Here is an 18,769-nt window from a genome sequence, read left to right as displayed (position 1 = left end):
GGTTCCAAACTACCGTCTGTGGACGGTTCTGCCGGGAGAACGCGTCAGTTGACGCTGCCGAGCTCCTTGGTTTCCTGTGCTTCCATCCTCGGGTCCGTGCCAAGCAGGCGCCGCAGCGAGGCCAGCCGGGCCGCGCCGGTGGGACCTGCGTGTCCGCCTGCCACCCAGTCGTCGAGGCCGCAGTTCACTGCGGTTGCGGTGTGCTTGCAGCCCCGTTCGCAGTTCTCGATGCCGGGGGAGAGGTCCGGGAAGGAGCGCAGGATGCGGTCAGGGTCCACGTGCGCCAGGCCAAAGGAACGGATGCCGGGGGTATCGATGATCCAGCTGCCGGGAGGCGCGTCCGCCAACCGCAAGGCAAGGGCCGACGACGAGGTGTGGCGGCCGCGCCCGGTCACGGCATTCACGCCGCCGGTGGCCCGCTCGGCGCCGGTCAGGGCGTTCACCATGGTGGACTTGCCGACGCCGGAGTGCCCCAGCATAACGGTGACCTTGCCATCGAGATGGTTCCGCAGCGCCGCCACTGCGGCGCTGTCCAGCCGCGCCGAGAGCCCGTCATCGGACCGGGCATCGATTCCCGACGCCTGCGCATCCGCCGTCTTGCTGATGATCACCGGGAAGTCCAGGTGCGTGTAGTTGGAAAGCAGGTCCGCGGGGTCTTTGACGTCGGCCTTGGTGACCAGCAGGATGGGTTCGATTCCGGCGTCGTATGCGGCCACGAGCGCGCGGTCGATGAACCCCGTGCGGGGTTCCGGGTTGGCGGCAGCCACCACGATCACCAGTTGGTCGGCGTTGGCCACCACCGCGCGCTCAACGGGGTCGGTGTCGTCGGCGCTGCGGCGCAGGAGGGTGTGGCGGTCCTGGATCTTCACCAGCCGGGCAAGCGTGTCCGGCGCGCCGGAGACGTCCCCCACGAGCGAGACGAAGTCGCCTGCCACGACGGGCGAGCGCCGAAGTTCCCGGGCGCGCGCGGCAATGACAACGCGCTCATTCTCCGAGTCCTCGTCCACTACCGCGGTGTACCGCCCGCGGTCCACCGTGATGATCCGTCCGGTCACGGCGTCGTCGTGGCTGGGGCGGTCTTTGGTGCGCGGCCGGGAGCCCTTCTTGCTGGGACGGATCCGAACGTCCGATTCGTCCCAGGAATCAGTGCTCCGCGCCACTGCCGCGCCCTTCCGGTCCGGCGGCGGACCCTTCTCCCTGGGCCAGCATGCCGGCCCACAGCTGCGGGAAATCCGGCATGGTCTTGGCCGTGGTGCCGATGTCCTCCACCTGGACGCCTTCGACGGCGAGTCCCAGGATTGCGCCGGCCGTGGCCATGCGGTGGTCGGCGTAGCTGTGGACGACGCCGGCGTGCAGCCGGGTGGGCCGGATCACCAGGCCGTCGCTGGTTTCCTCGGCGTCGCCGCCCAGCCGGTTGATCTCCGATACCAGGGCCGCGAGCCTGTCCGTCTCGTGTCCCCTCAGGTGGGCGATGCCGCTGAGGCGGGAAGGCCCCGTGGCAAGGGCACACAGGGCCGCGACCGTGGGAGCCAGTTCACTGGTGTCCGCGAAGTTGCCGCCCTTGATCTCCGGGCCGCCGGTGACGGTCAGGACACCGTCAGCCAGGGTGACCGAGGCGCCCATGCTGGCCAGGATTCCGCGCCACAGGTCTCCCACCTGCTGCGTTTCATCAGGCCAGTTGGGAATCCGTACGGTGCCCCGCGTGGCCAGGGCCGCGGCCAGGAAGGGCCCGGCGTTGGAAAGGTCCTGTTCAATCCGCTGGTCGAAGGCGCGGATGGGTCCCGGCGCCACCACCCAGTGGTTGGGGACGGAGTCGTCCACTGAAACGCCGGCACCGCGCAGGACGGCCACTGTCATGTTGATGTGGTCCAGGCTGGGTACCGGCTTGCCCACGTGTTCCAGGTGCAGGCCGTCGTCGAACCTTGCGCCCACCAGGAGGAGGGCGGAGACGAACTGCGAGGAGGCGCTGGCATCGATCACCAGATGGCCGCCGCGGACTGCGCCGTTGCCTTCCACCACAAAAGGGAGCGACGACGGCGCGCTGCCGTCTTCGGCGGAAACGGCCACGCCCAGGGCTTTGAGGGCCTCGATGATGGTTCCCATGGGGCGCTTGCGGGCGTGGGGATCGCCGTCGAACACGCTGGCTCCGTTGCGGAGCGCCGCCAGCGGCGGAACGAACCGCATGACGGTGCCGGCAAGTCCGCAGTCGATCCTGGTGTGGGACGCGGCCGCTGCCGCCGGCAGCGGAACCACCTCCAGGTCGGGCCCAAAGGCACCGTCCCCGGGCACTTCGGTGATGACGGCACCGAGCTGCCGCAGTGCGTCGACCATGAGTGCGGAGTCCCTGGAATGCAGGGGGGCCCGCAGCCGGGACGGGCCGTCCGCGAGGGCTGCCAGGACCAGGTACCTGTTGGTCAGGGACTTCGATCCGGGCACCGTCACGGTGGCGTTAACGGGCCGGGACGCAAAGGGTGCGGCCCAGTGCTGGACAGGCGTTCCGGACCCGTCCCGGGTGGCAACTGCTGCGGTCATTCGTTTTTATGCTCCCGTAGCGTGTTCGACGGCGCGGCGCACGGCCTTGTCCGCCTTGTTCAGCTTCTTGGTGGTGGTCCTGCGCGCGTCGGCGGCCAGGTGCGAGGCGTTCCGACGGGCATCGGCCGCCAGGTGCTCGGCGCGCCAGGCCAGGCCGGGCTTGCCGGCGGTGTCCACGGAAGCGAGCAGGGCGCCGCCGCTCAGCGAGAGGTTCTTGAGCAGCTGGTTCCGGCGGCTTTCGCGGCCTTCCTTGCTGCTGATATCCGCGCTGCGCCATTCAACGAAGGTGTTCAGGAGCGAAATCACCGTCAACAGGCCCGCGGAGAGCCGGGAAAACTTGCCAAGGCCGAACAGGACGCCGGCCCCTACCTGGGTTCCGCCAATCACACGTGCGAGGGTGGTTTCGTTCGCCTGGAAGGGAAGCGAGGCTGCAGCCTTGCGCAGCAGCGGTGAGAGCTGCTGAGCGGTGTCGTCTGCGTTCCTGAGCTTATCCAGTCCGGCGAGAACGAAACTGGAGGCGAGCATGGGCCGTGCGAGCGTGCGGACAAAGGACATGGATTTCCTCCTGGATGGACGAGCCGCGCCGAGCGGCGGAGTCGGTCCTAGTCTTGCACTTTTGGGGAATATTTGCCCGTGGGAGGCGGTTATGGCAAACAGGTCCGCAACAGGGGCCTGACAATCATTCACCCGAAACAGAGCGGAGTTGGCCCTTGGGGAAGGTGTTGGACGGAACCAGGCAGGCGGGCCCGGTGGCAGTGGACAAGCTGGCCTCGGAACCGCCGGAATACGGCACGCCCCGGGCAGGGAGCCTGACAGTAGACTTGAAGGCAATGAACACCCTGGATCCGGCCGTTGCGGCCATGTATGAGGCTACCCCCGGCGAAGCAAACGGCAGGGCCGGCACCGCGCCTGTGCCTGCCGGACAGGCAGGCCCTGAATCATTGGCCGCGGAAGCGGATGCCGAGGATGCCACGCTGGACGTCGCCACGGAGACCGTGGAGGAGCGCCGCCTTCGCTTTGAGCGGGATGCCATGCAGTACGTCGACCAGCTGTATTCCGCTGCCATGCGCATGGCCCGGAACCCGTCCGACGCGGAGGATCTGGTCCAGGAGGCCTACACCAAGGCTTTTTCGGCCTTCCACCAGTACAAGCCGGGAACAAACCTGAAAGCCTGGTTGTACCGGATCCTGACCAACACGTACATCAACCTCTACCGCAAGAGGCAGCGTGAGCCCCTGCAGTCCAACTCGGACAGCATTGAGGACTGGCAGCTGGCACGGGCGGAGTCGCACACCTCGAGCGGACTGCGCTCAGCCGAGGCTGAAGCCCTGGATCACCTTCCGGATTCGGACGTGAAGCGGGCGCTGCAGGACATCCCCGAAGAATTCCGGCTGGCGGTCTACTTCGCCGACGTTGAGGGCTTTGCCTACAAGGAAATCTCGGACATCATGAACACGCCCATCGGCACTGTGATGTCCCGGCTCCACCGCGGCCGGCGAATGTTGCGGGACATGCTCGCGGAATACGCCGCCGAGCGGGGATTTAAAACGGCCGCAGATGCCTCGGATGCGGCAGGAAGCAAAGCACAGGAGAACAGGAAATGAGCGACTGCCAGGGATTGGGCGATTGCGACGACACCAGGATGCAACGCATCTACGAATACCTTGACGGGGCGCTGACCCGCGAGGACCTCACGGAAATCAAGAACCACCTTGATGACTGCCCTGAGTGCACGGAACAGTATGACCTGGAGTGCGTCATCCGCAATATGGTCAAGCGCTCCTGCACGGAGTCCGCGCCGGACAACCTGAAGAACGCCATCCTGGACAGGATCCACACCATCCGTCCCGTGGAGGCCTAGGAACAGGCACGCGTTGCGCCGGTCAGGGCCGCAGACAGCAAAGGACCCCGGAAGCCGTTTGGCTTGCGGGGTCCTTCGCTTGAACCGTAGTTCCTGGCATTTGCCTAGGTGTTGGGGCGCTTCCCGTGGTTCGCGCCGCCACGCTTACGGTCACGACGCTTGCGTGCACGCTTGCTCATAGCTGGCCTCCTTACTGTTGGTACTCAAAAGAGCTGCCCTCAAGTCTCCCACATGATGTGGCGGCCCGCGAACCGGGTAGGGGCGGATGACCTGCGGAAGTGCGGCAGCAGGCGCCGCCTTAGGACTGCAGGGTGCTGCGGATGGCCGCGCGGGCGTCGTCGAGGGCTGTCCTGACGGTTTCCAGCGTCACAGGGCTGATGGGGCGGCGCATGGCCTGCCGCCGCAGGTCCGCGCAGAGCTCATCATGGAACTTCTGCACCATCAGTTCCACGTCAAGCCGTTGGACGGAGACGGCGATGTCATTCTCGACCCCCGCCAGATCGTCGCGGCGCCGGTTCAGTTCGGCAAGGCCGGCAGCTGTAATGCGGTAGTTGGTGCGCCGCCCGGCCGGCTCGGTGGCCACCAGGCCATCCTCCTCGAGCTTGCCCAGCCGGGGGTAGATGGTTCCGGCGCTTGGCGAATAAGTCCCCGCGAACCTTTCCTTGAGCGCCTTGATGAGCTCGTACCCGTGCTTGGGCCCGCTTTCCAGCAGTGCCAGCAGGTAGAGGCGCAACGCACCGTGTGCGAAGACGGGCGGCATCAGCCTTGCGCTTCCCCGTCGCCGTCAAGGGGTGCAGGAGCGTGGGATATGGACGTCTTGCCGGATACCGAATTGGTCCGGACGAGCATCAGCTGCCCGTCAGGCCCGGCAATGGTCTCCACTTTGCCGTTGGCCAGGAGGCACTGCCGGCCGTCAAGGATCACCGCTCCGCCGGCGGACTTGGCCACGATGTCGACGCCGACGTCGTGCGGCAGCCTGATAGCCAGATCCCCGGACACCGAGTTGGAGCCGAAGTCCCGGGTGAAGTCGAGCAGTTCAACGTCGAGGTGCCCGCTGACGGTGTTGGTGCGCACGTTGGTGAAGTATCCGGAGGCGGTAACCCTGCCTGAGACGCTCTTGGCCATGAATACCCCGCGGTGGTTCCTGACCTCCACGCTGCCGCTGATGGTATTGACCTGCAGCTCGCCGGAGGTACTGTCCGCCACTACGGAACCTGACACGGTGTTCAGCCGGACACGGGCAGAGACGCCCGAAACCAGCCCGTCCCCGCTGACGGTCCCGGCCTCCACCTCCACACCCTGGGGAACAGCGATGGTGATGAGCGCGGAGTTGTCGCTGCTGTGGTTGACCGTCTCCATGAGGTTCTTGAACCAGCCCTGGGCTCCGTGCAGCTGGTGCCGCACTTCGAGCCTGCCGCTGTTCAGTGACACGGCTACCGGATCGCCGTGCACGTCGGCGAACTCCAGCCGCACCTGGGACCCCGCGTGCGCCGTGATCCTGAACCTGCCACGGACCATGCCCAGCTTCAGGGCCGTCACGCCGTCGACGTCCATGGTTTGCGGGTCTGTCACACTCCAGTTTTGCTCGGCCATGGTCCCCTCCAAAAGACGATATATCGCGTAGCCCCTACAACGTATCGCCGCAGGCGGGCAGGGTCAAGATATATCTCGAGCGGGCTACTACTGGGGGGCTTCCAGTCCCAGCCACTGGAACCAGCCGCGGTGCAGCACCAGCCATGCCATGAGGCCATAGCCTGCCTGGCCGGGCGTGCCACCGTTTGCGGCAAGGTCCTGGCGCCACTGTTCGTGGTTCAGCAGGGGCGAGAACGTGTCGACGTAGAGGTGCTTGCGGCGGGTGGTGACATCGGCGAAGGCGGTGTTCAGTTCGTCAAGCCGCCGGTTCTGGGCCGGGTCCAGCGTGGGAGGCGGCCCCACGACGAATACCTCGATCCGGTTCTGTGACGCCGAGTCCAGGATATTGGCCAGGTTCAGCCTGCTCCGTGCGGTGGAAAGACCGAATTCAATGTCCCGCCCGGACAGGCCGATGACCAGCCGGTTCTCCGCCTGGGGGCTGAAACGGCGGCCGGCTTCCTCCAGCCAACGTGCCGCAAGCCCCTCGGTGCCTTCCTGCGGACAGGGGAGGGCGTAGCTTTCCAGGAGCATTCCGTCCTGGGGAGTGCGGGCCAGGACGCGGCCCAGCCAGCCAAGTGCCCGGGGATCCCCCAGTCCGGCCAGCAGTTCGTCTCCTACAGCTGCGATCCGCAGCTTCCTGTCTTCCACGCGTTCCTCTTTACTTCGGTACGGGTTTACTTCGGTACGGCCGCTGCATCGTCGCCGCCGCGGCTGCGGGGGTACGGGGCGGCGCTGTCCATCCATTAAACAGAACTGCCCGGCCGGAGTCTGGTATTTCGACTCCGGCCGGGCAGCCTTACTGCTTACTTCCGTGCAAATGCCTGCTTCAGGAGGACATCCTGTTCCGCAGCGTGCCGCTTCATGGAGCCGGCTGCCGTGGAGGCGGATGCCGGCCGGGACACAAGGCGGACCCGCCGGTCAAGGGCCTCGGGCAGGTGCAGGCCGATGAATGGCCAGGGGCCCTGGTTGGCAGGCTCATCCTGTGCCCAGACCACTTCGGCGTTGGGGTACTTGGCGAGCTCCGCCGCGATCTCCTGGTGCGGCAGCGGGTAGAGCTGCTCCACGCGGATGATGGCGGTGGTCTTGTCGCCGGTCTTCTGCCGGGTGGACAGGAGATCGTAGTACAGGCGGCCGGAGACCAGAAGCACGCGTTCGACGGCGGTGGCCGGCAGCTGCTCATGCTCACCAATGACAGGACGGAAGGTGCCGCTGGTGAAGTCCTCCACGGACGAGGCGGCAGCCTTCAGGCGCAGCAGCTGCTTGGGCGTGAAGATGATCAACGGCTTGCGCGGCCGGTTGTACGCCTGGCGCCGCAGCAAGTGGAAGTGCGAGGCCGCCGTGGTGGGGTTGGCCACGATCATGTTGTCTTCCGCGCAGAGCTGCAGGAAGCGCTCGATCCTCGCCGAGGAGTGGTCCGGGCCCTGGCCTTCGTAGCCGTGCGGGAGCATCAGGACCAGCGAGGACCGCTGGCCCCACTTCTGCTCTGCGGAGGAGATGAATTCGTCGATGATGGTCTGCGCACCGTTGACGAAGTCGCCGAACTGGGCCTCCCAGAGGACCAGGGCGTCCGGGCGTTCCACGGAGTAGCCGTACTCGAAGCCCATGGCCGCGTATTCGGACAGCAGTGAATCGTAGATCCACAGCTTGGCCTGGTCGTCGGAAAGGTTGCCCAGCGGCAGCCATTCCTTGCCGTTGGCACGGTCGTGGAAGACGGCGTGGCGCTGTACGAAGGTGCCGCGGCGGGAGTCCTGGCCGGCAAGGCGTACGGGGACGCCTTCCATGATCAGGGAGCCGAAGGCTGCGATCTCGCCGAAGCCCCAGTCGATGCCGCCTTCGCGGGACATCTGCTCGCGCTTTTCCAGCAGCTGCTTCAACTTGGGGTGGACCGTAAAGCCATCGGGGATCTCGACGTGTGCCTTGCCGATCCGGGCCAGGGTGTCGGCGCTGATGGCCGTGGAGGCCGGTGCGCTGACGCTGGAATCGGACTGCTGGGCCATGGGCCGCTCGATATCGGACACGGCAGCGGAATCCGCGGTCACGATCGGGATGGGGGAGGTCTGGGCGGCGTGGGTCTCGGCGAAGACCCGCTCCAGCCGTTCCTGGTAGTCGCGGAGCAGCTGCTCGGCTTCTTCCTCGGTAATGTCCCCGCGGCCGATGAGCGACTCCGTGTACAACTTGCGGACGGAGCGCTTGGCCTCGATCAGGTTGTACATCAGCGGCTGGGTCATCGAGGGGTCGTCACCCTCGTTGTGGCCCCGGCGGCGGTAGCACACCATGTCGATGACGACGTCCTTGTGGAAGCGCTGGCGGAATTCGTAGGCGAGCTGGCCGATGCGGACCACAGCCTCGGGGTCGTCGCCGTTCACGTGGAAGACCGGTGCCTGGATCATCTTGGCAACGTCCGTGGAGTACGTGGATGAGCGCGACGACGACGGGGCGGTGGTGAAGCCGACCTGGTTGTTGACCACGATGTGGATGGTTCCACCGGTGCGGTAACCACGCAGCTGGGACAGGTTGAGCGTTTCCGCAACCACGCCCTGGCCGGCGAAGGCAGCGTCGCCGTGGACCATGATGGGCAGGACGGGGAACGACTCGCCCTGGTCAAGGCGGTCCTGCTTGGCCCTGACAATGCCCTCGAGGACGGAGTCCACGGCTTCCAGGTGGGACGGGTTGGCGGCGAGGTAGACCTTGGTCTCCTTGCCGGTGTCCGAGGTGAAGGTACCTTCGGTGCCCAGGTGGTACTTGACGTCGCCGGAGCCCTGGACGGAGCGCGGATCCTGCGTGCCTTCGAATTCGCGGAACACCTGTGCGTAGGTCTTGCCGGCGATGTTCGTCAGGACGTTGAGGCGGCCGCGGTGGGCCATGCCGATGGCAACCTCGTCCAGGCCGTCATCGGCTGCATCGGACATGATGGCGTCCAGCAGCGGAATCAGGGACTCGCCGCCTTCCAGCGAGAAGCGCTTCTGCCCCACGAACTTGGTCTGCAGGAAGGTTTCGAAGGCCTCGGCCGCGTTCAGCTTGGAGACGATCCGCAGCTGCTCTTCCCGGCTGGGCTTGGAGTAGGGGTGTTCCAGCTGGTCCTGGAACCACTTGCGCTCGGCAGGCTCCTGGATGTGCATGTATTCGATGCCGGTGGTGCGGCAGTAGGCATCCCGCAGGACTCCGAGGATGTCGCGGAACTTCAGCATCGGCTTGCCGCCGAAGCCGCCCGTGGGCCATTCGCGGTCCAGGTCCCAGAGGGTCAGGCCGTAGGTGAGGACGTCGAGGTCCGGGTGCTTGCGCTGCACGTACTCCAGCGGATCGGTATCCGCCATGAGGTGGCCGCGTACGCGGAAGGAGTGGATCAGCTGCTGGATCCGGGCAACCTTGTTGATCTCGTCAGCCGGATCCACCTGCAGGTCCGCACTCCAGCGGACAGGCTCGTAGGGGATGCGGAGGGCTTCGAAGATCTCGTCGTAGAAGTTCTGTGCGCCCAGCAGCAGCTGGTGCACCAGCTTGAGGAACTCGCCGCTGCCGGCGCCCTGGATGACGCGGTGGTCATACGTCGAGGTCAGGGTGAGGACCTTGCTGATGGCGTTGTGGGCGATGATCTTTTCGCTGGCACCCTGGAATTCGGCCGGGTAGTCAAGGGCGCCGACGCCGATGATGGCCGCCTGGCCCTTGGAAAGGCGCGGCACTGAGTGCACGGTGCCGATGCCGCCGGGGTTGGTCAGGGAGACAGTGGTGCCCTGATGGTCCTCGGCGGTGAGCTTGCCGTTGCGGGCGCGCTTGATGAGGTCCTCGTACGTGTGCCAGAACTCGGCGAAGTTGAGGGTCTCGGCCTTCTTGATGTTCGGGACCATGAGCAGGCGGGTGCCGTCGGGCTTGGGCATGTCGATGGCGATGCCGAAGTTGACGTGGGCCGGCTGGACCGCAACGGGCTTGCCGTCCACCTCGTCGTAGTACACGTTCATCGACGGGAACTGGGAAAGGGCCCGGATGACTGCGTAGCCAATGAGGTGCGTGAAGGAGACCTTGCCGCCGCGGGCGCGGGCCAGGTTCGAGTTGATGACCACGCGGTTGTCGATGAGCAGCTTGGCCGGAATCGCCCGGACGCTGGTGGCCGTGGGCACCTCAAGGCTGGTGACCATGTTGGTGGCGATGGCCTTGGCAGGTCCGCGGAGGACGGAGACGACGTCCTCCTCCGGCGCGGTGGGGGCCTTGACGTTCTTGGGCAGCTGCGCCGGAATGGGCTGCGAGCCGGTGCCTGCTTCGGTCTTCTTGCCGCCGTCGCGTGCCTCCGTGGCGGGGGCCTTCTTGACCGGCGCAGGGGCTGCTGCAGGAGCGGCAGCCGGGGCGGCGGCGGGTGCCGCCGGGGGAGTGGCAGGGGCCGCGGCCGGCGACGGTGCCGAAGCAGCGGGTGCCGTCTTCACCACGGGCAGCTCGCGCGTAGGAGGATTGGCAGCGTGCGCGGAATTTCCATTGTTGGAAGAACCGTTACCCGAGTCGAAAGATTCAAACAGCGGCCACCACTTGGCGTCCACGGCGTTCTTGTCCTGTTGGTACTGCTCGTACAGTTCGTCAACGAGCCACTCGTTCCCGCCAAATTCCTCTGGTAGACGGTGGCTTGGCTGCTCTGGCACTTGAAATACGCCTCTTCCATGAGTTTGATTTCTCTTTGGCCCCCCGGTGCTTCAGCACTGCGATCGAACCAGTCTCTGCGTCCTCTGAACCCAGACCCTTAGCAAGTCTAGTGAGCATCTTGTGTTAACTGCCAATAAGGGTGACCCAAATCATGAAGTGACGAACATGGGGCTGAATGTGAGCCCAAAATTGCATCTGAATTGCCATCTGATACGCCCGGCTCCTGGAGCGCCAAGGGTCGCCGGGAAGCCCCGCAAAGTGCTGGGGCGGCCGGAGGCCGGGCCGCCCCGGCGGCGGACTGCCGCGCATCCGGCCGGGGCCGCTCCTGTAGACTGAAAGTCTTATGGACAGTAAATCTAGGTGCCGGCCTGGGCACTGTCAGCGGAGCTCCACGAGGAGCGCCGCACAGTCCGCCCCCAGAGCCGGCAAACCCCGACAACGCGCCCATCACCAGCCAGCGGCCCAGCTTGCCGCATCCCGTGCGGACCAGTCCTCGGGATCCGCCGACCATCCTCCGCCGGGCCGAAGCAGTTCCTCCCTTTTCCGGTCGGCTGCGCTCCCGGCGGTCCTGCCGCTCCAGGCGGGATGCTGAATGGAGTGGCTCCTCCTGGCAGCAGGCCTGCTGCTGATCGCCGGCACCGGATTCTTTGTGGCCGTCGAGTTTTCCCTCATCGCTTTGGACCAATCCACCGTCCAGCGTGCCATTGACGACGGGGACAGCGGCGCTGTGCCGTTGCTCACCTGCCTCAAATCGCTGTCAACCCAGCTGTCCAGCTGCCAACTCGGCATCACCCTGACCACGCTGCTCACCGGCTACGTCATGGAACCCTCGGTTGGCCACCTCCTCGAGGCGCCGCTGGCCGCCGTCGGACTTCCCGCCGTGGCCGTGCAGTCCATCTCCCTCATCCTCGCCATGGTGCTGGCTACGCTGCTGTCCATGCTCCTGGGTGAGCTGGTGCCCAAGAACATGGCGATCGCGCTGTCGTTCCCCGTGGGCCGGGCGCTGGCCCGGCCACAGCTGATGTTCACGGCGATCTTCAAACCGGCCATCCTGGTCCTGAACGGCTTTTCCAACAAGGTCCTGAACGTTTTCGGGCTGGAAGCCAAGGAAGAAATTTCCGGCGCGCGGACTCCGGCGGAGCTTGCCTCGCTGGTCCGCAGGTCGGCTGCGATGGGAACGCTCGACGCCGGGACTGCCAACTTCATCGCCCGCACCCTGAATTTCTCAACGCGGACGGCCGCGGACGTCATGACGCCGCGCATCCGGCTCGAGACAATCGACGCCGACCAGCCGGTTTCCGACGTGGTGGAAGCGGCACGCAGGACCGGGTACTCCCGGTTCCCTGTTATTGGCGAGTCCGCCGACGACATCCGCGGACTGGTGCACGTCAAGAAGGCCGTCGCCGTTCCGTGGGACCGGCGCCGCAACCTTGAAGCGGGCGCCATCATGACCGAGGTACTGCGGGTGCCCGAGACCATCCACCTTGATGCACTCCTGGCCGAGCTCCGCGAGGGAAACCTCCAGCTGGCCGTCGTGCTTGATGAATACGGGGGTACGGCAGGCATCGCCACCCTTGAGGACCTGGTGGAGGAAATCGTGGGCGAGGTGGCGGACGAGCACGACAAGGTCCGTCCGGGGCTACTGCAAAGCGCCTCCGGCGACTGGTACTTTCCCGGGCTCCTCCGTCCGGACGAGTTGTCCGAACAGATCCCGGGGCTGAGTGTTCCGGACGAAGCGGCCTACGAGACCGTGGGCGGCTACGTCATGAGCAAACTCGGCCGGATCGCCGTGGTGGGGGACTCCGTCCCGGTGGGCGGCGGAACGCTCAGCGTTACCAGGATGGACGGCCGGAGAATCGACCGCATCTGCTTCCACCCGGCGGATCAACCGGCTGCACAGGACGCCAATGACAGGAGCAAGCCATGAGTGACTGGGCGGGCATCCTCTGGCTGGGCTTGCTCCTGCTGGGCAATGCCTTTTTTGTGGCGGCTGAGTTTGCCATCATGTCCGCGCGCCGCAGCCAGATTGAGCCCTTGGCCGACACCGGATCCAAGCGCGCCCAGACAACCCTGCGCGCCATGGAGAACGTGTCCTTGATGCTGGCCTGCGCGCAGCTTGGCATCACCGTCTGCTCCCTGCTGATCCTGCTGGTGGCCGAGCCGGCAATCCACCACCTGCTTGCTGTCCCCATCGAGACGGTGGGCCTGCCGGCGGAAGCTGCGGACGTTGCAGCCTTCGCCGTGGCCCTGATGCTGGTGACCTTCCTCCACGTCACATTCGGCGAGATGGTGCCCAAGAACATCTCGGTGTCCGTGGCGGACAAGGCCGCGCTGCTCCTGGCCCCGCCGCTGCTGTTCATCTCGCGGCTGGTCCATCCGGTGATTTCAGTCCTCAACTGGTCCGCCAACTACATCCTTAAGCTGATGCGGATCGAGCCCAAGGATGAGGTGACGTCCTCCTTCACGCTGGAGGAGGTGCAGTCGATCGTCCAGGAGTCCACCCGCCACGGCCTGGTGGACGACGACGCCGGGCTCATTACCGGTGCCCTGGAGTTCTCGGAGCACACGGCGGAGGACATCATGGTGCCGCTCGGGAAGCTGGTCATGCTGGGGGCTTCCACCACTCCGGTGGAGTTTGAAAAGGCCGTCAGCCGTACGGGATTCTCCCGGTTTCCCATGCTTGATGACGACGACATGCTCTACGGCTACCTCCACGTGAAGGATGTGCTGTCCATTCCGGAGTCCGCCTACGAACTGCCGATTGCCGAGAGCCGCATCCGCTCGCTGGCCAACCTGGCGCTGGGGGACGAGATCGAAAAAGCCATGTCCGTCATGCAGCGCACGGGATCCCACCTTGCACGCGTGATCGGCCCGGACGGCAAGACGCGGGGTGTGCTCTTCCTTGAGGACGTCATCGAACAGCTCGTCGGTGAAATCCGGGACGCGACGCAGGCCACCGGAATCCGCCGGTTGGGCCAGCCGAACGGAAATTGACCTAAATAGGAATCATTCGCATTTAGGTATAGGCTTGCACTGTCGTCCTCCCCATCTGCGTGAACTGAGGTTTTCCGTGCGCCGTACCGCCGCCGCCAGCTCTTTCCTTGCCGCCCTGACGGGCCTTGGCCTTCTGCTCAGTGCGTGCAGCCCGCAGCAGTCCGGGACGCCCGCTTCCACGCAGGGGATCAACGTCGTGGCCTCGACGAATGTGTACGGCGACATTGCCAGGAGCATCGGTGGGGATAAGGTCAGCGTGACCGCGATCATCAACAACGCCGGCCAGGATCCGCATTCCTATGAAGCGACCGCCCAGGACCGCCTCACTGTTTCGAAGGCGCAGCTGGTCATCGAAAACGGCGGCGGCTACGACGACTTCCTTCATACCCTGGTGGAGAGCAGCAAGCTCGACGGCGGTTCGGTGCTGACCGCCGTCGAAGTCTCCGGCCTTGCCCACCCGGAGGAGGAGGCTTCCGCCTCGACCGGGCCGGCCGCCGAAGGCTCTGGCGGGCACGATCACGGCAACTTCAACGAACACGTCTGGTACAGCCTGCCGGCCATGGAACGGATGGCCGACAGTGTTGCGGCGAAGCTCGGCATGCTGGATCCCGGTTCTGCCGCCACGTTCACAGCCAACGCCGGCGCCTTCAAGGCCTCCCTCTCAGACCTGCACGGCAAGCTGGAGGCCCGGAAAGGCGCGGCGGCCGGAGGACAGGTTGCGGTCACCGAACCCGTTCCCCTCTACCTGCTCGAAGATGCGGGCCTGAAGAACGCCACACCTGAGGCCTACACTGCCGCGATCGAGGAGGGCACTGACGTCCCGCCCGCCGCCATGAAGGAGGCCACAGACCTGGTGGCTTCCGGGACAGTGCGGCTGCTGGCCTACAACGCGCAGACCGAGGGCCCGCAGACGGAAGCACTGAAGAAGGCTGCTGAAGCCGCAGGGGTTCCGGTGGTGGACTTCACCGAAACCCTGCCTGAGGGAAAGACCTACGTGCAGTGGATGACGGACAATGTGAACAACGTCAGCAAAATTCTGGAGTCAAACAGGTGAAATCCGTCGTCAGCCTCAGCGGGGCGTGCCTCAGGTTCGGTCAGCGCACGCTTTGGGAGGATCTGGACCTGGACATCAGGCCCGGTGAGTTCTTCGCCGTGCTGGGTCCCAACGGCAGCGGCAAAACCAGTTTCCTGAAGGTCCTCCTGGGCCTGCAGAAGCTGCACTCCGGACAAGCGTTCCTGGGCGGCCGGCCCGTGGAACGCGGCAGCAACCTGATCGGCTACATTCCACAACAGAAGTCGTTTCCGCAGGACACGCCCCTGCGTGCCCGCGACCTGGTGGCCCTGGGAGTCGACGGGCACCGGTGGGGCATCCGGTTGTCGGCCGGCAAGACAAACCGCAGGGTGGACCAGCTCCTGGAACTGGTGGGCGCCTCCGACTACGCCAAGGTCCCCGTTGGCCAGCTCTCCGGCGGGGAGCAACAGCGGCTCCGCGTGGCGCAGGCACTGGCAACGGATCCGCAGGTCCTGCTCTGCGATGAGCCGCTGTTGTCCCTTGACCTGCACCACCAGCAGGCAGTCAGCGCCCTGATCAACAAACAAAGCCGCGAACACAACAGCGCCGTTGTCTTCGTTACCCACGAAATCAACCCCATCATCGACTACGTGGACCGGGTCCTGTACCTGGCAGGGGGACGGTTCCGGGTGGGGACGCCGGAAGAGGTCATGACCACGGAAGTGCTCTCTGACCTCTACGGCACCCAGGTGGAGGTGATCCACGCCAACGGCCGGATCGTCGTCGTTGGCCTGCCCGATGCCACCACCCACCACCACGCCGAGGCTGACGCCCTGGCAGGGGAAACAGCGTAATGGACGCCGACAGCATCCTCGGTGCCATCTTCAACTTCGACAACTACGGCGAACTGCTGGTCCTGGTCCAGAACTCAATCTGGGCGGGCGCCATCCTGGGGCTCCTTGGCGGCCTCGTGGGCACGTTCGTCATGAAGCGGGACCTCGCTTTCGCGGTCCACGGCATCTCCGAACTTTCCTTCGCCGGCGCCGCCTTCGCCCTGCTGGTCGGTGCGGACGTGGTTTTTGGCTCGCTCATAGGATCGGTGGCGGCAGCGCTGCTGCTGGGCCTGATGGGTGTCCGGGCCAGGGACAAGAACTCAACCATCGGCGTGATCATGCCGTTCGGCCTGGGACTCGGAATCCTGTTCCTGTCCCTATACCAGGGCCGGGCCGCAAACAAGTTCGGGCTCCTCACCGGGCAAATCGTTTCCGTGGACACCGTCCAGCTCCAGGCCCTCGCCGGGACCGCCGTTGTGGTGATGCTGGTGCTGGTGGCCATCTGGCGGCCGCTCACCTTCGCCAGCGTGGATCCCGAACTCGCCGAGGCGCGGGGAGTCCCGGTCCGCACGCTGGCCCTCGTCTTCATGGTCCTCCTGGGCGTCAGTGTGGCCTTGTCCATCCAGGTGGTCGGCGCCCTGCTGGTGCTTGCGCTGCTGATTACGCCGGCGGCCGCGGCACTGCGGGTCACGTCGTCGCCGGTTGCGGCGGTGGTCCTGAGCGTCGTTTTTGCTGTCACCGCAACGGTGGGCGGAATCCTGCTGGCACTGGGCGGACGGATCCCCATCAGCCCCTACGTCACCACGTTGTCGTTCCTGATCTACGTGGCGTGCCGCGGCATCAGCTCCGTGCGCGCCGCGCGCGGCATCAACGGGCGGGTCCTTACAGCTTCCCGGCAGCCTTAAGGGCGGTGCAGTCAGGGCACAGGCCGAAAATCTCCACGGTATGGTCCACCTCGGTGAACCCATGCTCGGCGGCCGTGCGCACCGCCCACGTTTCGACGGCGGGTGCCTCCACCTCCACCGCCTTTCCGCAGTTCCTGCACAGCAGGTGGTGGTGATGCGCGGTCACCGCACAGCGCCGGTACACGGCCTCGCCGTCGCCATTGCGCAGCACATCCACCAATCCCTCATCGGCCAGTGACTGCAGGATCCGGTAGGCAGTGGCCAATGACACGGACACGCCCTGGTTCTGCAGGATGCGGTACAGCTCCTGCGTGCTGACGAAGTCGTCCAGGTGGTCCAGGGCCGCACTGACGGCCTTGCGCTGCTTGGTAACGCGCTGTTCCCTGCCGCCTCCTGCCGGGGATGGGGCGGCGGAATCAGCCTTGACGCCGATCGGCATGGACGAACTCGCTTCCGTGGGGGGCAAACACCAAGATTACCAGCCGGAGCTTCATGGGCCGGAGTGCAGGACAGGGTCCGTGGACAGGCTTCCGGGGCGGACCCTAGGCTGGCGCTATGAAGCTGACCAAGTACACACACGCCTGTATCCGGCTCGAGAAGGAAGGCCGCATCCTGGTCCTGGACCCCGGCACCTTCTCCGAATCAGCCGAGGCGTTGTCAGGGGCGCAGGCAGTCCTGGTGACCCACGAACACGCAGACCATCTTGACACCAAGGCCGTGGTGGCCGCCCTCGAAGGAGACCCGGGCCTGGCGCTGTATGCCCCCGGGGGCGTGGCCGGGCAACTGCGCCGGGAAGCCGCCGCCGCGGCAGACCGCATCCATACGGTGGAACCCGGCCAATCCTTCCAGGCCGCCGGCTTCGACATCCGCAGCTTCGGCGGCCAGCACGCCCTGATCCACCCGCAGATCCCGGTGGTTGCCAACATCGGTTTCCTGGTGGACGGAAACGTGTACCACCCGGGGGACTCGTTCATCATCCCGGACGGAATCCAGGTCCAGACGCTCCTGGTCCCGCTGCACGCGCCGTGGAGCAAGTCCGCCGAGGTTGTTGACTTCGTCATCGGTGTGCGGGCGCCGCGCGCCTTCCAGATCCATGACGGCCTGCTCAACGACAACGGCCTGGGCATCGTTGAAGGCCATGTCAAGCGGATCGGCGCCAAGTACGGCACCGAATACAGGCACCTGGCCGCCCGCGAGTCCGTGGAGGTTTAGGCCGGCGCGCCGGTCCACTCCCCGGTGTCCAGGAAGCGCGAAATCACGGCCTCGTAGGGCGCCGGATCCAGCCCCTGGGAAGCCAGCCAGTCCTGGTTCCAGTAGTTGCCCGCATACCGTTCGCCGCCGTCGCACATCAACGACACGATGCTGCCCTTGCGGCCCTCGGACAGCATCTGGGCCACCGTCTGCCAGACTCCCCACAGGTTGGTTCCGGTGGAGGGACCTGCATGCAGGCCGGCGAATGAGTTCAGGTGCCGCATTGCTGCCACCGAGGCGGCATCCGGCACCTGGACCATCCGGTCGATCACCGTAGGGATGAAGCTCGGCTCCATCCGGGCCCGGCCAATGCCTTCGATGCGCGAGGGCAGGCCGGTGGGCCGTCCGGCTGTTTCCCCCAGCCAGCCTGGATAGAAGGCCGAGTTCTCCGGGTCCACCACCAGCAACCGTGTGGGATGGCTGTGGTAGCGCAGATACCGGCCGATCGTGGCGCTGGTTCCGCCCGTACCGGCGCCAACCACGATCCACTCCGGCACCGGATGCGGCTCCAGGCTGAGCTGCCCGAAGATCGATTCGGCGATGTTGTTGTTCCCGCGCCAGTCGGTGGCCCGCTCCGCGAACGTGAACTGGTCCATGTAATGCCCGTTGCAGGTGGCGGCTACTTCTTCGGCTGTCGAATACACATCCGTGGCGTTCTCCACCAGCAGGCAGGAGCCGCCGAACTTTTCGATCAGCGCGATCTTTTCCGGGCTGGTGGTGCGGGCCATCACGGCGACAAAGGGCAAACCCAGCAACTGGGCGAAGTAGGCCTCCGAGACCGCGGTGCTGCCGCTTGAGGCCTCCACGATGGTGGTGTCCGCCCGGATCCAGCCGTTGACCAGCCCGAACAGGAACAGGGACCTGGCCAGCCGGTGCTTCAGGCTGCCGGAGCGGTGCGTGGACTCGTCCTTGAGGTACAGCCGGATGCCCCACTGTTCCGGCAGCGGCACGGAGTACAGGTGCGTGTCCGCGGAACGGTTGTTTTCGGCGGTGATGGTGCGGATGGCCTGGTCGGCCCAGTCCCGGTCCGTTCCGCCATCGTTCCTGCCGGTGCTGCCCTCGATCGTCACCAGTCCAGCCTACCCGCGGGCCGGGAACTCCCCGTCTAGAGTGGGACCGGCGGCCG

General features: G+C 65.9%; 17 protein-coding genes. 8 read left to right on the top strand and 9 right to left on the bottom strand.

What is annotated here, in order from left to right; translation table 11 throughout:
* Positions 1–44: 44 nt before the first annotated feature.
* The 3 genes from rsgA to LDO14_RS12850 are packed head-to-tail and all read right to left on the bottom strand — an operon-like array spanning position 45 to position 3,087.
* Positions 45–1,160 (bottom strand): ribosome small subunit-dependent GTPase A, encoded by a 1,116-nt coding sequence (rsgA, locus tag LDO14_RS12860; protein WP_223992026.1) that lies wholly within the window; start codon positions 1,158–1,160, stop codon positions 45–47.
* Positions 1,144–2,532, bottom strand: a complete 1,389-nt coding sequence (aroA, locus tag LDO14_RS12855; protein WP_018768449.1) for a 3-phosphoshikimate 1-carboxyvinyltransferase — start codon at positions 2,530–2,532, stop codon at positions 1,144–1,146. Before aroA ends, rsgA begins: the two co-directional genes overlap by 17 nt.
* 6 nt (positions 2,533–2,538) lie before the next feature.
* Positions 2,539–3,087, bottom strand: a complete 549-nt coding sequence (locus LDO14_RS12850) for a DoxX family protein (protein WP_018768448.1) — start codon at positions 3,085–3,087, stop codon at positions 2,539–2,541.
* A 275-nt stretch (positions 3,088–3,362) separates the two neighbouring features.
* Between LDO14_RS12850 and LDO14_RS12845 the strand changes: the two genes are divergently transcribed.
* Positions 3,363–4,136: a sigma-70 family RNA polymerase sigma factor gene (locus tag LDO14_RS12845; RefSeq protein ID WP_223992024.1), complete on the top strand. Its 774-nt coding sequence runs from the start codon at positions 3,363–3,365 to the stop codon at positions 4,134–4,136.
* Entirely contained in the window at positions 4,133–4,393 is a 261-nt protein-coding gene (gene rsrA, locus LDO14_RS12840; RefSeq protein WP_018768446.1) for a mycothiol system anti-sigma-R factor, read from the top strand. Before LDO14_RS12845 ends, rsrA begins: the two co-directional genes overlap by 4 nt.
* A gap of 298 nt (positions 4,394–4,691) precedes the next feature.
* Here rsrA and LDO14_RS12835 read toward each other — a convergent pair whose 3' ends face one another.
* The 4 genes from LDO14_RS12835 to LDO14_RS12820 all read right to left on the bottom strand — a co-directional run bounded on the left by LDO14_RS12835 (position 4,692) and on the right by LDO14_RS12820 (position 10,647).
* Entirely contained in the window at positions 4,692–5,153 is a 462-nt protein-coding gene (locus LDO14_RS12835) for a PadR family transcriptional regulator (RefSeq protein ID WP_018768445.1), read from the bottom strand.
* Positions 5,153–5,986, bottom strand: coding sequence for a DUF4097 family beta strand repeat-containing protein (locus tag LDO14_RS12830; RefSeq protein ID WP_223992022.1), 834 nt, complete (start codon positions 5,984–5,986; stop codon positions 5,153–5,155). The genes LDO14_RS12835 and LDO14_RS12830 overlap by 1 nt, the downstream gene beginning before the upstream one ends.
* 87 nt (positions 5,987–6,073) lie before the next feature.
* Complete coding sequence (locus tag LDO14_RS12825) at positions 6,074–6,673, bottom strand: GDSL-type esterase/lipase family protein (RefSeq protein WP_134163829.1); 600 nt, start codon at positions 6,671–6,673, stop codon at positions 6,074–6,076.
* Positions 6,674–6,828: 155 nt separating this feature from the next.
* Positions 6,829–10,647 (bottom strand): multifunctional oxoglutarate decarboxylase/oxoglutarate dehydrogenase thiamine pyrophosphate-binding subunit/dihydrolipoyllysine-residue succinyltransferase subunit, encoded by a 3,819-nt coding sequence (locus tag LDO14_RS12820; RefSeq protein ID WP_026265645.1) that lies wholly within the window; start codon positions 10,645–10,647, stop codon positions 6,829–6,831.
* A 593-nt stretch (positions 10,648–11,240) separates the two neighbouring features.
* On the opposite strand from LDO14_RS12820, the gene LDO14_RS12815 reads away from it, so the two are divergent.
* From LDO14_RS12815 to LDO14_RS12795, 5 genes are all read left to right on the top strand, one after another.
* Positions 11,241–12,575: a hemolysin family protein gene (locus LDO14_RS12815; protein WP_134163830.1), complete on the top strand. Its 1,335-nt coding sequence runs from the start codon at positions 11,241–11,243 to the stop codon at positions 12,573–12,575.
* The gene (locus tag LDO14_RS12810; protein ID WP_018768440.1) at positions 12,572–13,642 is read left to right on the top strand and encodes a hemolysin family protein; all 1,071 of its coding nucleotides are present in this window, start codon (positions 12,572–12,574) and stop codon (positions 13,640–13,642) included. Before LDO14_RS12815 ends, LDO14_RS12810 begins: the two co-directional genes overlap by 4 nt.
* A 76-nt stretch (positions 13,643–13,718) precedes the next feature.
* Positions 13,719–14,696, top strand: a complete 978-nt coding sequence (locus LDO14_RS12805; RefSeq protein ID WP_134163831.1) for a zinc ABC transporter substrate-binding protein — start codon at positions 13,719–13,721, stop codon at positions 14,694–14,696.
* A complete protein-coding gene (locus tag LDO14_RS12800; RefSeq protein WP_134163832.1) occupies positions 14,693–15,508 on the top strand; it encodes a metal ABC transporter ATP-binding protein in 816 nt (271 codons plus the stop codon). The genes LDO14_RS12805 and LDO14_RS12800 overlap by 4 nt, the downstream gene beginning before the upstream one ends.
* Positions 15,508–16,392, top strand: coding sequence for a metal ABC transporter permease (locus LDO14_RS12795; protein ID WP_134163833.1), 885 nt, complete (start codon positions 15,508–15,510; stop codon positions 16,390–16,392). The genes LDO14_RS12800 and LDO14_RS12795 overlap by 1 nt, the downstream gene beginning before the upstream one ends.
* Here the strand turns inward: LDO14_RS12795 and LDO14_RS12790 are convergent.
* On the bottom strand, positions 16,370–16,831 hold the full coding sequence (locus LDO14_RS12790; protein ID WP_018768436.1) for a Fur family transcriptional regulator: 462 nt from the start codon (positions 16,829–16,831) through the stop codon (positions 16,370–16,372). The genes LDO14_RS12795 and LDO14_RS12790 overlap by 23 nt on opposite strands.
* Positions 16,832–16,947: 116 nt before the next feature.
* Here LDO14_RS12790 and LDO14_RS12785 point away from each other — a divergent pair, with 116 nt between their 5' ends.
* Positions 16,948–17,604, top strand: a complete 657-nt coding sequence (locus tag LDO14_RS12785) for an MBL fold metallo-hydrolase (protein WP_134163834.1) — start codon at positions 16,948–16,950, stop codon at positions 17,602–17,604.
* Here LDO14_RS12785 and LDO14_RS12780 read toward each other — a convergent pair.
* A complete protein-coding gene (locus LDO14_RS12780) occupies positions 17,601–18,713 on the bottom strand; it encodes a PLP-dependent cysteine synthase family protein (RefSeq protein WP_134163835.1) in 1,113 nt (370 codons plus the stop codon). The genes LDO14_RS12785 and LDO14_RS12780 overlap by 4 nt on opposite strands.
* Positions 18,714–18,769 lie beyond the last annotated feature (56 nt).

It is taken from the genome of Arthrobacter sp. NicSoilB11, assembly GCF_019977375.1.
Lineage (GTDB): Bacteria > Actinomycetota > Actinomycetes > Actinomycetales > Micrococcaceae > Arthrobacter.
Note: the sequence above shows the minus strand (reverse complement) of the source record. Positions and strands in the feature narration are given on the sequence as shown.

Coding starts and splice junctions, on each gene's coding strand:
- LDO14_RS12790 (WP_018768436.1), bottom strand. CDS start 16,831: ATGCCGATCGGCGTCAAGGCTGATTCCGCCGCCCCATCCCCGGCAGGA.
- LDO14_RS12850 (WP_018768448.1), bottom strand. CDS start 3,087: ATGTCCTTTGTCCGCACGCTCGCACGGCCCATGCTCGCCTCCAGTTTC.
- aroA (WP_018768449.1), bottom strand. CDS start 2,532: ATGACCGCAGCAGTTGCCACCCGGGACGGGTCCGGAACGCCTGTCCAG.
- LDO14_RS12795 (WP_134163833.1), top strand. CDS start 15,508: ATGGACGCCGACAGCATCCTCGGTGCCATCTTCAACTTCGACAACTAC.
- rsrA (WP_018768446.1), top strand. CDS start 4,133: ATGAGCGACTGCCAGGGATTGGGCGATTGCGACGACACCAGGATGCAA.
- LDO14_RS12830 (WP_223992022.1), bottom strand. CDS start 5,986: ATGGCCGAGCAAAACTGGAGTGTGACAGACCCGCAAACCATGGACGTC.
- LDO14_RS12785 (WP_134163834.1), top strand. CDS start 16,948: ATGAAGCTGACCAAGTACACACACGCCTGTATCCGGCTCGAGAAGGAA.
- LDO14_RS12810 (WP_018768440.1), top strand. CDS start 12,572: ATGAGTGACTGGGCGGGCATCCTCTGGCTGGGCTTGCTCCTGCTGGGC.
- LDO14_RS12815 (WP_134163830.1), top strand. CDS start 11,241: ATGGAGTGGCTCCTCCTGGCAGCAGGCCTGCTGCTGATCGCCGGCACC.
- LDO14_RS12845 (WP_223992024.1), top strand. CDS start 3,363: ATGAACACCCTGGATCCGGCCGTTGCGGCCATGTATGAGGCTACCCCC.
- LDO14_RS12835 (WP_018768445.1), bottom strand. CDS start 5,153: ATGCCGCCCGTCTTCGCACACGGTGCGTTGCGCCTCTACCTGCTGGCA.